Below are 14,960 nucleotides of genomic sequence, written 5' to 3' on the forward strand. Positions count from 1 at the left end.
CAAAGCGGGGAAGTTGGAAGAAGCCGGGATGGGCCTTGGCCGCTATACTAGGACAGGCGGGTTAACGACTTGTCTGCCGTGGCACGAAGTGCGAAGCGGAAGCATAACCCGCCACTTACGCATTTGCCTCATCTCAATGCCCGGCCGCGCGCTTTGCCGCAGCATTATTCAGGACAATGAGGGCGTCGACGGCCACGCCTGTCTTGGTGTTGATCAGAAACGGGTTGATGTCGATCGAGGCGATCCGGTCGCCGGCATCTGCGATCAGGCTGGAGAGGCCGACGAGCGCCTTCACTGCGGAGGTCTCGTGCAGTGCCGGCTTGCCGCGATAGCCACGCACCTTGATCCCGGCCTTGGTGCGGCCGATCAGCAGCCGCGCCTCGGCCTCATCAAGCGGCGCGCCGGCGAGTGCGACGTCCTTCATCAGCTCGATATCGATGCCGCCGGTGCCGAACAGCACGACCGGTCCCATCTCGGCATCGAGCGAGGCGCCGACCACGAGCTCGAGCTCGGCCTTGACCTGTTGCGCGATCAGGATGCCGTCGAGCCTCGGCTTGCCCTTCAGCTTCGCCACCCGCGAGGTGATGTCGGCGAACGCCTTCTTCACCTCGGCGGCATTGTTGAGGTTCAGCACCACGCCGCCGATGTCGGATTTGTGCAAGATCTCGGCGCTGACGACTTTCGCGACAACCGGGAAACCGATCTGCTTGGCGATCTTCGCGGCTTCCGCCGCCGTCTGCGCAATTGCTTCCTTCGAGATCGGGATGCCGTATGCCTTCAGGAGTTTCTTGGAAGCAACCTCGTCGAGCGCCGCGCCGTTCGCCGATTTCAGCGTCTTCTCCAGCACGGCACGCGCGGCCGGCTTCGAGCGTGAGGCGATGTCCGGCACTTCCTTGCGCAGCTTCGCATAGTCGAGCAGCGACTTGATCGCGGTCACCGCGCGGTCCATACCCTGCATGACTGCCAGATGCGGCAGCGACTTGCGCAGGGCCTTGGTGAATTCGGTGAAGCCGATCGACATCGCGCTGATATAGATCACGGGCTTTGCAGCCCTGCTCGCCATCTCGTTGACGATGCGCAAATTGCGCTCGCGCAGCTCGTGCGGCGCCTTCGGCAGCTCGGCGTCGATGATGACGACGTCGATATCGGGATCGTCGATCATCAGCTTGATCGACTTCATATAGACCGAGGGATCCACCACGGCGGCAAAGCCTGCGTCGAGCGGATTGCCGACGATCGATCCGGGGCCGAGCATCTTTGCCAGCTCCGAGCTGACATGCGGGCTCAGCGGTGCGAAGTTCAGGCCCGCGGCATAGAAAGCGTCGATCAGCATGCCGCGCTTGCCGCCGGAGAGCGTAACTGCGGCGAGCCGGTCGCCTCTGGGTGCCACGGCGTGGACGAAGCACTCGGTGGTCTCGATCAGCTCGTCAAGCCCACCGACCCGAATGACGCCTTCGCGCGTTGCAACGGCGTCGAACGTCTCGATCGATCCGGCGAGCGCGCCGGTATGCGCCATCGCCGCAGCGCGGCCGCCCTCGGACGAGCCGAGCTTGAGCGCGATTACGGGCTTGCTCGCGGCGCGCGCCGCCTTGCAGGCATCGCGGAAGGCTTTGGCGTTGCGCACGCCTTCGAGATAGACGACGATCACCTTGATGCTCGGGTCCTCGGCGAAATAGCGCATCAGATCCGGCGTCTCCAGCCCGGCTTCGTTGCCGGTCGTCACCATGTAGCCGACGCCGACGCCCCGATCTTCCAGCGCCTGGCGAATCGCCATCACGATGGCGCCGGATTGTCCGGCAATCGCCACCGCCCCCTGTTCCATGGTGACGACACGGTCGTCGATATTGGTGAAGAGCTTCTCGCCGGCGCTCAGATTGCCGAGACAGTTTGGTCCTGTGACCGCAAGTCCGGTCTCGCGCACGGCGGCCTGCAATTCGGCGGCGAGCTTCTGGCTCTCCTCATCCTGCAACTCGCTGAAGCCCGAGGTGACGATGGTGGCCGAACGTGCGCCGGCCGCAGCGGCATCGCGGATCACCTGCACCGCAGAGCGCGCCGGCACCAGCACCAGGACGTGATCGGGCCTTTCGGGGAGGCTGGCAAAGTCCTTGTGGCAGGGGACGCCCCAGATGGTGTCGCGCCTGGCGTTGACGGGATAGAGTCCGCCCTCGTAGCCGTACTTGATCAGATTGTTCCAGATGCGCTCGGCATAATTGCCGGGCTTGTCGGTCGCGCCCACCAGCACGATGTTGCGCGGGTGCAGCATGGCATGGATGCCCTTGACCACGTCGCTGGCGTCATGTGACGGAGACCATGGGCGCGGAGAGAGGGATGCAGCAGATACGCGAGCTTCCATGGCGTGACCTCACCTGTTGTTCTTCTTGGTGGCGCGTCACTCTGTTCTATGGCGAGTTCTCCGCAGTAGCAACCACATGGTATGCCGCGTGATGGAATGAGCGATGCATCGCCGTCATTCATCAGCTCCAATCAGGACGCCATGCAGGACATAACGCTCGGGACCGGACGTGACAGCGTCGAACGGCCAGCAGGTCGCGAGCACCAGCTCGAAATCCTCTGTCGCGGGATCGATGCCCGATGCGTCGAAACGGACGACGGCCGAAGAATCCGCGCGATAGCGGAAATGCTTGCCGTCGCGGCGGGTGATTTCGATCACGTCTCCGATGGCAATATTCCGCAAGAAGCGGAAATGCGTATCGCGATGGGCGGCATAGACGGCAACGCCGCGTTCACCGGCATCGACCGTCCGCTCGACATGGCCGGGTCCGAAAGCGAGCGCTTGGCCGCTCGTGCCGTCTAGCACGATCGCGCTGGCGCCGATCCGTTTCACCTCGATCCGTGCGACCGGCCAGGTGTCGGCCCAAGACCATGGCTTGACCAGCTCTCCCGTCGCCACGCTTCGGTCGAATGCACGCTCCAGCAGCACCTGGGCGAGCCAGGCCTTGGCGTGGATATAGGCACCGTCGCCAAACAGGATGAGGCCGATCAGCGCCAGGACCAAGGGAGAGATGAAGCGGGGCATTGTGTTTCATTTCCCGTCATTGCGAGCCGCCGGGTCCGCGCGAAGCGTGGCCCGATGACAGGCTCCGCGAAGCAATCCAGACCGTCTTCGGAGCGGCAGTCTGGATTGCTTCGTCGCTTCTTCTCCTCGCAATGACCATCCAAAAAGGCGCGCGCGGCCATTGGTATGGGACGGGCAGCCGCGCGCGCTAACAGAGGAGTTCGGGGGGCTCCTCTCTCAAGCGGCGTCAGTGAGCAAAGGCTGACGCCGGTTGAACACGAACAGGATCAGGGCGAGCACGATCAGGATCAGGCCCGCGATCATCTTCAGCTCGGCCGAGGTTGCGGTCTTGGGCAGACGGATCGCATCAGGTGCAGCAGGTGTCGGCCGCCTCGCCGCCGACTGATTGCGCGCGTCGGCATGGCGCTCATGCAGCTGTGCCGGCAATTGCTGTCGTTCGCCAAACACCTTCTCGAAATCCCAGCCGGCCGGCAGGTTGATCGGCAATTCGCTGAGCTTGAGCGGCTCGCCTTCGGGGCGGCTCGGCGTCTTGTCGACCGCGACCAGGCTGGTCAGCCGCGTGACGATCTGATGGTCGAGCGCCAGCGCCAGGATCGCCTTGTCGGATTCTTCTGGCGTCATCTCGCGCAGGGTGCGCGCAACTTCAGCATCGCCGATCTTGCGCCTGGCCCAGAGTTTTGACAGGCCCTTGCCTTCGGCGGCATTTTGTAGTGGCAGCGTCACCGACCACGGGCGATCGCCGACGCGGCCCTTGATCTCGAGCGAGCCCGCGAGCTTGTCGAGTTTTGCCGCCAGCACCAAGGGCTCGTCGCGGTAGACGTCGGGAATGATCGCCGGGGTGACATCGGCCTTGGCCTCCGAGAATTTTGCGCTGAGACCGGTCACGGCCGGATTTTCCAGCTTGGCGAACAGGCCGCGCATGCGCTCCTCCACCTGCTCGACGGAGCCGATATGGGTGAAGGCGCCGCGGCCGAGCTCGGAAGCGCGGGTCATCAGATAGGTGTTGGGCGCGGACCCGATGCCGACCATGAACACGCGCGAGCGCCCGCGCATCGCCGTGATGGTTTCGAACAATTGCTGCTCATTGCCGATCGCGCCGTCGGTCAGGAAGACGACCTGGCGAACCATGCTGGTGTCGCCGAGCGTGTCGGTCAGCGCCGCGCGCATCGCCGGAACCATCTCGGTGCCGCCGCGCGCCTGCAAGGCGCTGACGAAGGAGGTGGCTTCACCGACATGCGCGGCATCCGCCGGCACGGAAGCCGCAAACAGCACGTCCATGGTGTCGTCGAAGCGGATCACGTTGAATCGGTCGTTCGGCTGAAGACGAGAGAGCGCATAAGTCAGGCTGGCCTTGGCCTGAACGATCGACGTGCCGCCCATCGATCCCGAATTGTCGATCACGAACACGACCTCGCGTGGCAGCGGTTTCTGCATCGCCTGCTCGGCGGTCGCCGGGGTGACGAAGGCGAGCAGGTAATCGGCATCGCCGACATGCTCTCGGAACAGGCCGACCGATGGCGCCTTCGCTGCGGCCGGCTTCCAGGTCAACTCGAAATCGCGATCGGCCGGTACGGCGCCCTCGGTGAGCGTGACGACGCGCGTCGCGTCGTCCGGGCTCTCGACCTTGACGTTGTGGTGGTGGCTCTTGACCTCGCCGAGCGCAAAGCCGGACTTCAGGCGCACCGTGATGCTGGTTGGATTGACCGGCGCATTCTTGGCGGGATCCAGCACGGGAGGCGAGATACGGTCACGGTCCGGAACCGGGTCCGAATGAGTCGCGCCCCAACCCGAGCCGTCGTTGCGGAAGTCGACACTCTGCACGATCGGCGCCGGACTGTAGCGCGGTGCCACCACCAGCGGCAGGCGCAGCGAATATTCGTTGCCGGATTGATGCACCGGCTCCTGGTATTCGATCTGCACCAGCACGGTTTCGCCGGGACCGATGTTGGCAACCGAGTTGGTGAAGATGTTCGGCCGCTCCTGCTCGGTGAGCGCGGCCTTCTGCCCGGCGCGGCGCGCCTGTTCGTAGATCACGCGGGCCTGCTGCCGCACCTTGATGTCGCCGACGATGACGCGGTCGCCGACCACCATCTTCAGCGTATCCACGGCGCCGTCGGTCGCGAGCGGATAGACATAGGTTGCCTCGACCCAGTCCTTGGTCGGGTTGCGGAAGACCTGAGTGACCCGGGCGCGCAGCGTGGGGCCGGACACTGTGACGTCGATGTCGATGCCGAGGCGGATTGCTTCGGTGTAGGCGCCGTCCTGCTTCAGGAGCAGAGTGCCGGACCTGGCATCGCCGGGCTGGAGCAGGCTGGCCTGTTCGGTCGTTGCCGACCAACTCGTCCCGAAGCTCACCAGCAGGGCCAGGAAGGCGACCAGCATCACTGCAATGCTCTGCGCGAGAAGGAACAGTCCGACCTTGATGAGCCGGCTCAACAGGGGGTGCTCGTCGCTGTCGGCGGTGTCGTAGGTGTCCATTTGGCTTGCTCCCGAAGCGTGTTTGCTGGCTCTCAACATCCGCCGGCAGGGCACCTTTTCGCGAGCACCGCCGCGGCCGGCCCGGACTTGCTTCCACCGGGGCGGCCATGTGCGGTTTTGTGCTGGTTTGTCCGCCCTGCTAGGATGGGACTCTCAGGGCAGGGTTGACGATGCAGACGCAGGCCGACAAGCAGCTTTCAGACGAGCAGAGCCGCGAGATCGCGGAGACAATTCGCGAGGAGCTCGCCAGACGCCGGATCTCCCGCCAGGCGCTGGCCGAGCTGGCCAAGCTCAGCCTGTCGACGCTGGAGAAGGTGCTCGGCGGCCGGCGGCCGTTCACGCTGGCGACGACGGTCCGGCTGGAGCAGGCACTGGGCGTCTCCTTGCGCAGAAGTGCCGTCGTGGTGACGCCGCCGGCCACAAACGATGTCGCGCCCGACAGCCTCGGCTCTTATGCGCATCGTGCGGTGACCTGGCTCGAGGACGTCTACGTCACCCTGCGGCCGTCGTTCGGCGACAAGGACGCGATCTTCGCCTACCGCACCGAGATCGTCTGGGAGCCGAAAGTCTCTTCGCTGGTCTTCCGTGAGGGCGATCGCACCGACGCCGCCTATGAACATACCGGCGAGGTCGCCGTTCCCCATCAGTCCGGCTTCATCTACCTCGTCATCATCAAGCACGGCCAGCACCGCGTGATCACGGTGTCGCGGCCGACCGTCGCCGGTGAGATGTACGGCATCATCTCGACGCTCCGCGCCGGCCCTGGCTCGCAGCTCACGCCGATCGCGGCGCCAATCGCCTACGTGCCGCTCAAAAACGTTCCGAAGCCGTCTTTGGGGCGGGTCGGGCCCGATGACGCCAGCCATGCTTTGTATCGAAAGCATCTGCGCCGAACGGTGGAGGAGCCTTTCGCGCTCTTCCTGCCCGGATAGCCGCGCTTTGACCTCGTTCAAGCAAATAAGATAGCGGCCTTTTCAGCCGCTATCTTGCTTGGGCGTGTTCAGCTGATGCGGGCTAGCCGCCCGTTTCCGCGCTGATGATGTCGCCGAACAGTTCCCACTGACCGGCCTTGAAGCGGATCATCTTGAGCTGCTCGATCGGTGCGAAATCGTTGGCGCCGGTGTTGATCTTGATGCCGGGGATCAGCGTATCCGGCGCAAAGTCCTTCAGGCTGGCAGCCTGCTTCATCACGTTCTCGCGCGTCAGCACGTCCCCGCACTGCTTCAGCGCCTGGACCAGGGTCTGTGCGGCGGCGTAGCCGTAGACGAGGTTGGTGTCGGAGATGTTGGCGCCGGGCATGTACTTGTCGATGAAGGCCAAAAACTTCTTCATGCCCTCGTCGTCCTTCCATTGCGGGTCGGACGCGTCCTTCAGATAGGTTGCCGACAGCACGCCTTCCGAAGCATCGAGCCCGGCGGGCTTCATCACCGCGCCGATCGAGATCGACACATCGGTCATCACATGCATCGGTTTCCATTCGAGCTCGGCGATCTTCTTGATCGCCTGCGCCGCGAATTTCGGCGTCGAGATGTTGACGAGGACGTTGGCGCCGGTGCCCTTCAGCTTGACGATGTGGGAATCGATCGACGGCTCGGTGGTCTCGTAGCTCTCCTCCGCGACGATCAGCGAGGACGCCTTGTCGCCAAAAATCTCCTTGATGCCGGCGACGTAGTCTTTGCCGAAATCGTCATTGGCATAGAAGATCGCGACCTTGGCATCGGGCTTCGCCTGCAAGATATACTTGGCGAAGATCCGCGCCTCGACGCGGTAGCTCGGCTGGAAGCCCATGGTCCAGGGAAAACCCTTCGGGTCGTTCCACTTGCTGGCACCGGTGGCGAGGAAGAGCTGCGGCACCTTCTTGGAATTGTGATATTTCTGCACGGCGGTCTGGGTCGGCGTGCCCAGCGCGTTGAAGACCAGGAACACCTCGTCGCTCTCGATCAGCTTGCGCACCTGCTCCACGGTCTTGGGCGGCGAATAGCCGTCATCATAGGAGATCCAGTTGATCTTGCGGCCGTTGATGCCGCCCTGGTCGTTGATCATCTTGAAATAGGCTTCCTCGGTCTTGCCGATGATGCCGTAGGCGGAAGCCGGCCCGGAATAGGCCTCGACATTGCCGATCTTGATCTCGGTGTCGCTGGCGCCCGTGTCGTATTTCTTTTGCGCGTAGGCGCCTTGTACTGAGAGCAATGTCAGCGCCGTTGCCGCGGCGAGCAGGGCGAGTTTCTTGTTCTTCATGGCAATTTCCTTGGGGTTTCTTGTGGGTTGGAGCAGGCACTTCGAAAAGAAAAAGCGCCCGCGAGGGCGCCTCGGTCAGGCATTGGCGACTTTGTTGTCGACTTCGGAAGCCACCGAGAACTCCTTGCGCAAGGTCGGCTTGTGGATCTTGCCGGTGGCGTTGCGCGGTAGCGCATCGACGAAGCGGATCTGGCGCGGGCATTTGAAGCGCGCGAGGTTAGCCGCGCAATGCGCGAACACATCAGCCTCGGTCAGGTTCTGGCCAGGCTTGACCGCGACGATGGCAAGGCCCACCTCGCCCCATTGCGGATCGGGGATGCCGATCACGGCAGCTTCCGCGATGGCGTTGAGCTGATGCAGGACGTTCTCGACCTCGGCTGGATAGACGTTCTCGCCGCCGGAAATGTACATGTCCTTCCAACGGTCGACGATGTAGTAAAAACCTTCTTCGTCGACGCGCGTGGCATCGCCCGTATGCAGCCAGCCGTCGGTGAATGAGGTCTTGTTGGCCTCGGGCCTGTTCCAGTAGCCCGGCGTGATGTTCGGCCCCTTGACCCAGAGCTCGCCGAGCTCGCCGACATCGGCATCGCTGCCGTCGGGCCGCACGATGCGCACCTCCGTATGCAGCACCGGCTTGCCGGCGGAACCAGCCTTGCGCGCAGCGTCCTCGCGGTCGAGCACCAGCACGGCCGGTGAGGTCTCGGTCATGCCATAGCCCTGCTGAAGCTCGACGCCGCGCGCTTCCCACACTTTCAGCAGCGGCACCGGCATCGGTGCGCCTCCGACACCGCCGACGATCAGCCGGCTGAGATCGGTGGTCGCGAAAGCCGGGTGCTGCGCCATGAATTGATAGATCGCGGGCACACCGAAGAACACGTTGATGCCCTGCGCGGGGTCATTGATCAGGCCGAGCGCCGTGCCGGGATCGAAGGCGCGCATGATCATCACGGTGCCACCGGCATGCAGCACCGGATTGGTGTAGCAATTCAGCCCGCCGGTGTGGAACAGCGGCAGCACGGTGAGCAGCACCGAAGACGGCCCGATGCAGGCGGGGCCGCCGAGATTGACGCAATTCCAGAACGTCATGCCATGGGTGATGGTCGCGCCCTTGGGATGTCCCGTCGTGCCCGACGTGTACATGATGGTCGAGACGTCATCGAGCGTGACTTCTTCGGCGCGGTCGAGCGGTTTGGCGGCGGCGATGCCGGCCTCATAGGACCCGCCGGGTCCGAGCAGCAGGCTGGTCGCGACCCCGCAAAGCTTCGCCACGCTCAGCGCCGTCTCGGCCAGGTCGGCGTCGTGGATCATCACCTTCGGCGCGCAATCGCCGGTGATGAACTGGAGTTCGGGAACGGTGAGGCGGGTGTTCAGCGGCACGAAGATGGCACCTAACCGCCCGCAGGCGAACTGCACCTCCAGCGTATCGGTGGTGTTCAGCGCCAGCACCGCGACGCGGTCGCCGCGCGAGACGTTGAGCGTGTGGCGCAGGAATGAGGCGAGGCGCGAGACGCGGGCATCGAGCTGCGAATAGGTGAAGCGGCGCTCGCTTGCGAGGTCGATGACCGCAACCTTGCCAGGCGTGCGCCGGCCATGATGAGCGATCCAGTCGTAGTAACGAACGGCCAAAAATCCCTCCCTCGGCGGTCTTGCGCCGCTGTATTATTTATTGCCATGCACCAGGCCGGCGTGGCCTTGGTGGGCCAGCCGGAGTTTTGTGCACCATCTTTTTGATCCGGAGTTGGCCTGCGAGGAGCGAAAATCGTCTTGCGTTCAGTTGCTGGCCCTGCGGCTTCACGCGAACTGACCCATCCGGCCAGCCACTTGGCGCAAGTGAAACCAACAAAGTTCCGTCCATGGTGGCCGAGACGAATCCGTACCAGGCGAGAGTGCTATGAAGAGCCCGTTCTATACCGCCGAGCACGATGCCTTCCGCGAAATGATGCGCCGCTTTGTCGAGAAGGAGATTACGCCCTTCGCTCATGAGTGGGACGAGGCCGGTGAATTCCCGCGCGCGCTCTATCGCAAGGCGGCCGCTATCGGCCTGTTGGGGCTGGGATTCCCCGAGGAATATGGCGGCATCGCCGCCGACCAGTTCATGAAGATCGTGGCGAGCCAGGAGCTCGCACAGGCCGGCGCCGGCGGTGTCAGCGCCAGCCTGATGAGCCACACCATCGGCTCGCCGCCGATCGCCCGGGCGGCTCGCCCCGAGGTGAGGGCACGCGTGCTGCCGCAGGTGCTATCAGGCGAAAAGATTTCCGCCCTCGCGATCACCGAGCCGGGCGGCGGCTCCGATGTCGCGAACCTGCGCACCCGAGCGCGGCGCGACGCCGATCACTACGTCGTGAGCGGCGAGAAGACCTTCATCACCTCTGGCGTGCGAGCCGATTATCTGACCGTTGCGGTGCGTACCGGCGGCGAGGGCGCCGGTGGTGTCAGCCTGCTCCTGATCGAAGGCAACACGCCCGGCCTGTCGCGCACCAAGCTGAAGAAGATGGGCTGGTGGGCCTCCGATACCGCGACGCTACATTTCGACGCCTGCCGCGTGCCCGCCGAGAATCTGATCGGCGAGGAAGGTCAGGGCTTCAAGATCATCATGCAGAACTTCAACAGCGAGCGCATGGGCATGGCCGCGAGCTGCACCGCCTTCGCCCGCGTCTGTCTCGATGAGGCGATCGCCTACGCCAAGGAGCGCAAGACGTTCGGCAAGCCGCTGGCCCAGCATCAGGTGATCCGCCACAAGATCGTCGACATGGCGCAGAAGGTCGCGGCTTCGCAAGCGATGCTGGAGATGCTGGCCTGGCGGCTGGAGCAGGGCGAAAGCCCGGTCGCTGAAATCTGCATGATGAAGAATCAGGCGACGCAGACCATGGCGTTCTGCGCCTCGGAAGCCGTGCAAATCTTCGGCGGCGCCGGCTTCATGCGTGGCATCAAGGCCGAGCGCATCTACCGCGAGGTCAAGGTCAACGCCATCGGCGGCGGCACCGAGGAGATCATGAAGGATCTGGCTTCGAGGCAGATGGGGTTGTGAAAGTCTCCGCCGTCATGCCCGGGCTTGTCCCGGGCATCCACGATCTTGCTGCCGGGTGACGAAGGCGTGGATGGCTGGGACAAGCCCGGCCATGACGAGCACATCAGAGATACCGAGAGCTGAGCTGACAAAGATGCTTTTCACCGCCGACCACGACGACATCCGCCGGTCCTTACAAAAATTCATCGCCAATGAGATCAATCCTCATGTCGATGAATGGGAGAAGGCCGACATCTTCCCGGCGCACGAGCTGTTCAAGAAGATGGGCAGCCTCGGCTTCCTCGGCCTGAACAAGCCCGTGGAGTTCGGCGGCTCCGGCCTCGATTATTCCTATGCGCTGATGATGGCGGAGGAGCTCGGCGCCATCACCTGCGGCGGCGTTCCGATGGCGATCGGCGTGCAGACCGACATGGCGACGCCGGCGCTGGCGCGGTTCGGCTCGGACGAAGTGCGGCGCGAGTTTCTGGCGCCGTCGATCGCCGGCGACTATGTCGCCTGCATCGGCGTCTCCGAACCCGGCGCGGGCTCTGACGTCGCCTCGATCAAGACCAATGCGCGTTCCGACGGCGACGATTACGTCATCAATGGCGGCAAGATGTGGATCACCAACGGCACCCAGGCCGACTGGATCTGCCTGCTCGCCAACACGGGCGAGGGGCCCGTCCACCGCAACAAGTCGCTGATCTGCGTGCCCATGAAGAGCAAGGGTGTCACCGTCGCGCGCAAACTCGACAAGATGGGCATGCGTTCGTCCGACACGGCACAGATCTTCTTCGACAATGTCCGCGTGCCCAAGCGCAACCGGATCGGCGAGGAGGGCAAAGGCTTTACCTACCAGATGATCCAGTTCCAGGAGGAGCGGCTCTGGGGCGCGGCCGCCTGCCTGAAGGCGCATGAATACATCATCGATCAGACCATCGAATACACCCGCAACCGAAAGGCATTCGGGAAGTCAATCCTCGACAATCAGGTCGTGCACTTCAAGCTCGCGGAGATGCAGACCGAGGTCGAGCTCTTGCGCGCGCTGATCTATCGGGCCGCGGAGCAACTGGTCGCCGGCGAGGACGTGACGCGGCTTGCGACCATGGCCAAGCTGAAGGCCGGGCGACTCGGCCGTGAGCTCACCGACGCCTGCTTGCAATATTGGGGTGGAATGGGCTTTACCAACGAAACGCCGGTCAGCCGCGCCTATCGCGACAGCCGCCTGACCTCGATCGGCGGCGGCGCCGACGAGGTCATGCTGATGGTCCTGTGCAAGATGATGGGCACGCTGCCCGGCAGCGCCAAAGGAAACGCTTGATGATCACGCTCTACCACTGCGACGCCGCGCGCTCATTCCGTCCGCTCTGGATGCTGGAGGAGATGGGGCTGCCGTACGAATTGAAGATGCTGCCATTCCCGCCGCGGGTGTTCGCCAAGGATTATCTCGGGATCAATCCGCTCGGCACCATCCCCTTTTTGATTGATGGCGAGACGCGGATGACGGAGTCCTCCGGCATCTGCCACTATCTCGGCATCAAATATGGTCCGACCCCGCTGATGGTGGGACCTGAGGATCCTGCCTATGGCGCGTTCCTGAACTGGATGTATTTCAGCGATGCCACGTTAACCTTCCCACAGACGCTGGTGCTCAGATACACCCAGCTCGAGCCGGAGGAGCGCCGCAATCCGCAGGTCGCCGGCGACTATGCGAAATGGTTCTTGGGACGCTTGCGCGCCGTCGAGGCAGCCACCGCAAATGCCGAAACCTTGTGCGCCGGCCGCTTCACAGCCGCTGACATTGTCATCGGTTATGCGCTCCGCCTCGCCGACAACATTGGGCTGGCCAAGGATTTTGGGCCAAATGTCGCAGCCTATTGGGCGCGCTTGCAGCAGCGCGACGGCTTCAAGCGCGCCGTTGCTGCGGAGCAAAAGGCCGGGATCGAGCAGAAAGTCGCTCCAAGGGTGCGGGCGTAGTTGTCGTCCCGGCGAAGGCCGGGACCCATACTCCCCGAAACATGTTTTGCGAAGATTGGTCGCTCGGGATTGATATCGCCCACATCGATAGACTTCCCGATATGGGTCCCGGCCTCCGCCGGGACGACGAAGAGTTCCGGGTTTTTCTTTGCCCTTCCGTAGCGCCTGTCTTTTGCGCCTCATGACAGCGCTATCCCACCGTGACAGCGCCCAAATTTCCGCTAAGGTGACCTCCGTCCGCAGTGGCCAGAGAGCCGCGCGAGGAGGATCCCCATGGAAGACAAAGGTCGCGAATCCGACCATTTGATGCTGATCACGCCGGAGCGGGTGTTCTATGCCGGCCTGCTCGGCCGCCCCCGCAAACGGACCCCCGGCTGCTGCCACGTCTATGTGGCGGTGAAGGGCAATCTGCATCTGACGATCGACGATGTCTTCGCCACCGGCGAGCTGTTCGTCACCCTGCCGAACCAGCGGCATTCCATCGCCAGCGACTACCGCACCGCAATCAGCGTGACGCTCGAACCCGAGAGCATGCCGGACGGCGTGCTGGAGGCCTTGGCCCAGCGGCTGACCGGACCGGACAGTGCCGTTTACGCCCGCAAGATCCTCGCCGCCTACGCGCTGCTGCGCCAGCGCCGCTACGGTGACATCACCACCGCCGAGTTCGACGAGATGTGTTTTGGCGAGGCGCTGCCGCGCCGCGTGCTCGACCCGCGGGTGACGCGCGCGGTCGCCCGCATCGAGCGCTTCTCCGGCGAGCCGGTCACGGCCGATACCTGTGCAGCCGAAGCGGGATTGTCCGCCTCGCGCTTCCTGCATTTGTTCAAAGAGGAGACCGGCATCTCCTTCCGCTCCTTCCGTGCCTGGAAGCGCGCGCGGCATTTGCTGCACTTCGCTAACCAGGACCTCAATCTCGCCCATTTGGCGCAGGACATCGGCTATCCCGATTCCACTCACTTCAGCCACTCGATCCGCCGCTTCTACGGCCTGAAGCCGCGGGCGATCTTCGTCGGCTCGCGCGATCTTGCGATCTATCGCAGCACCGAGACAGTACGGCTGGCGGAGGCTTCGTAGGGTGGGTTAGCGCCGCTCTCGTAGGGTGGGCAAAGCGAAGCGTGCCCACCATCGTCACCAAGCACCGAGATGTGGTGGGCACGGCGCAAAGTGCCTTTGCCCATCCTACCGGTTTCTCGCTCTTTTCCAGCTTCTCCGCGCAAGAAGCCGCATGCCGCCCATCACATGATCGCAAGTGTTGAATTCCCAACATGCGAGACATCCAAGTCATGAGCGTCAAGGCATGAGCGACAAGGCCGTCATCACCTGCGCGCTGAACGGCGTGCTCACCGATCCGAAGCAGCACAACGTGCCTGTGACGCCCGAAGAGATGGCGCGCGAGGCCAAGGCTGCGTTCGATGCCGGCGCGTCCATCATGCACATCCATCTGCGCCAGCAGGCGCCGAACAAGGGGCATCTGCCGTCCTGGGAGGTCAGCGTCAGCAAGGAGATCCAGCAGGCGATCCGCGAGGCCTGTCCGGGCGTCATCATCAACCACACCTCGGGCGTGTCAGGGCCGAACTACTCAGGCGCGCTCGACTGCATCCGTGAGACGAAGCCGGAGATCGCGGCCTGCAATGCCGGCTCGCTGAACTATCTGAAGGTCAAGGCTGACAACACCTGGGCCTGGCCGCCGATGATGTTCGACAACGCGGTCGAGAAGGTGAAGGACTATCTCGACGTCATGAACGCGGTCGGCACCATCCCCGAGTTCGAATGCTTCGACGTCGGCATCGTCCGCTGCGTCGGCATGTATCACCAGGTCGGCATGTACAAGGGCCCGCTCGAATATAACCTCGTGATGGGCGTCGCCTCGGGCATGCCTGCTGATCCCGAGCTGCTGCCGATCCTGATCAAGCTGAAGCGGCCCGAAGCGCATTTTCAGGTCACCGCGATCGGCCGCGAAGAGATCTGGCCGCTGCACCAGCGCTGCGCCGAGCTCGGCGGTCATCTGCGCACCGGCCTCGAAGACACCTTCTATCTTGCCGACGGCAAGAAGGTGACGTCGAACGGCCAGCTGATCGAAGCCGTCGCCGCCTGCGCCCGCCGCGCCGGCCGCGAGATCGCAAGCCCCGCCGAGGCGCGGAAGATCTTTGGGACGAATCGCTGAACGTAGCCCCAGCCGTCATTGCGAGCGAAGCGAAGCAATCCAGAGTGCATCCGCGGAAA

The 14,960-nt window shown here is 63.7% G+C and carries 11 protein-coding genes; 6 read left to right on the forward strand and 5 right to left on the reverse strand.

Annotated elements, in window-relative coordinates:
- Positions 1-133: 133 nt before the first annotated feature.
- The 3 genes from XH85_RS03785 to XH85_RS03795 form a co-directional block, all read right to left on the reverse strand.
- Positions 134-2,353: an acetate--CoA ligase family protein gene (locus tag XH85_RS03785; RefSeq protein WP_128930804.1), complete on the reverse strand. Its 2,220-nt coding sequence runs from the start codon at positions 2,351-2,353 to the stop codon at positions 134-136.
- 114 nt (positions 2,354-2,467) lie between these two features.
- Positions 2,468-3,037, reverse strand: a complete 570-nt coding sequence (locus XH85_RS03790) for a class GN sortase (protein ID WP_128930805.1) — start codon at positions 3,035-3,037, stop codon at positions 2,468-2,470.
- 216 nt (positions 3,038-3,253) lie between these two features.
- Positions 3,254-5,515: a marine proteobacterial sortase target protein gene (locus XH85_RS03795; protein ID WP_128930806.1), complete on the reverse strand. Its 2,262-nt coding sequence runs from the start codon at positions 5,513-5,515 to the stop codon at positions 3,254-3,256.
- Positions 5,516-5,685: 170 nt separating this feature from the next.
- On the opposite strand from XH85_RS03795, the gene XH85_RS03800 reads away from it, so the two are divergent.
- Positions 5,686-6,447, forward strand: coding sequence for a helix-turn-helix transcriptional regulator (locus XH85_RS03800; protein WP_164940170.1), 762 nt, complete (start codon positions 5,686-5,688; stop codon positions 6,445-6,447).
- An 82-nt stretch (positions 6,448-6,529) separates the two neighbouring features.
- Here XH85_RS03800 and XH85_RS03805 read toward each other — a convergent pair whose 3' ends face one another.
- Both XH85_RS03805 and XH85_RS03810 read right to left on the reverse strand, forming a co-directional pair.
- Positions 6,530-7,753, reverse strand: coding sequence for an ABC transporter substrate-binding protein (locus tag XH85_RS03805; protein WP_128930808.1), 1,224 nt, complete (start codon positions 7,751-7,753; stop codon positions 6,530-6,532).
- A gap of 75 nt (positions 7,754-7,828) precedes the next feature.
- Entirely contained in the window at positions 7,829-9,379 is a 1,551-nt protein-coding gene (locus tag XH85_RS03810) for an acyl-CoA synthetase (protein WP_128930809.1), read from the reverse strand.
- A gap of 265 nt (positions 9,380-9,644) precedes the next feature.
- Between XH85_RS03810 and XH85_RS03815 the strand changes: the two genes are divergently transcribed.
- The 5 genes from XH85_RS03815 (at position 9,645) to XH85_RS03835 (ending at position 14,901) form a co-directional block, all read left to right on the forward strand.
- On the forward strand, positions 9,645-10,781 hold the full coding sequence (locus XH85_RS03815) for an acyl-CoA dehydrogenase family protein (protein ID WP_128930810.1): 1,137 nt from the start codon (positions 9,645-9,647) through the stop codon (positions 10,779-10,781).
- A 133-nt stretch (positions 10,782-10,914) separates the two neighbouring features.
- Positions 10,915-12,081, forward strand: a complete 1,167-nt coding sequence (locus XH85_RS03820) for an acyl-CoA dehydrogenase family protein (protein WP_128930811.1) — start codon at positions 10,915-10,917, stop codon at positions 12,079-12,081.
- The gene (locus tag XH85_RS03825) at positions 12,081-12,737 is read left to right on the forward strand and encodes a glutathione S-transferase family protein (protein WP_128930812.1); all 657 of its coding nucleotides are present in this window, start codon (positions 12,081-12,083) and stop codon (positions 12,735-12,737) included. The genes XH85_RS03820 and XH85_RS03825 overlap by 1 nt, the downstream gene beginning before the upstream one ends.
- 273 nt (positions 12,738-13,010) lie before the next feature.
- Complete coding sequence (locus XH85_RS03830; RefSeq protein ID WP_128930813.1) at positions 13,011-13,811, forward strand: helix-turn-helix domain-containing protein; 801 nt, start codon at positions 13,011-13,013, stop codon at positions 13,809-13,811.
- A gap of 223 nt (positions 13,812-14,034) precedes the next feature.
- Complete coding sequence (locus XH85_RS03835) at positions 14,035-14,901, forward strand: beta-keto acid cleavage family enzyme (protein ID WP_128930814.1); 867 nt, start codon at positions 14,035-14,037, stop codon at positions 14,899-14,901.
- The last annotated feature ends 59 nt before the right edge of the window (positions 14,902-14,960 follow it).

The sequence above is a fragment of the Bradyrhizobium zhanjiangense genome (assembly GCF_004114935.1).
Taxonomy (GTDB): domain Bacteria; phylum Pseudomonadota; class Alphaproteobacteria; order Rhizobiales; family Xanthobacteraceae; genus Bradyrhizobium; species Bradyrhizobium zhanjiangense.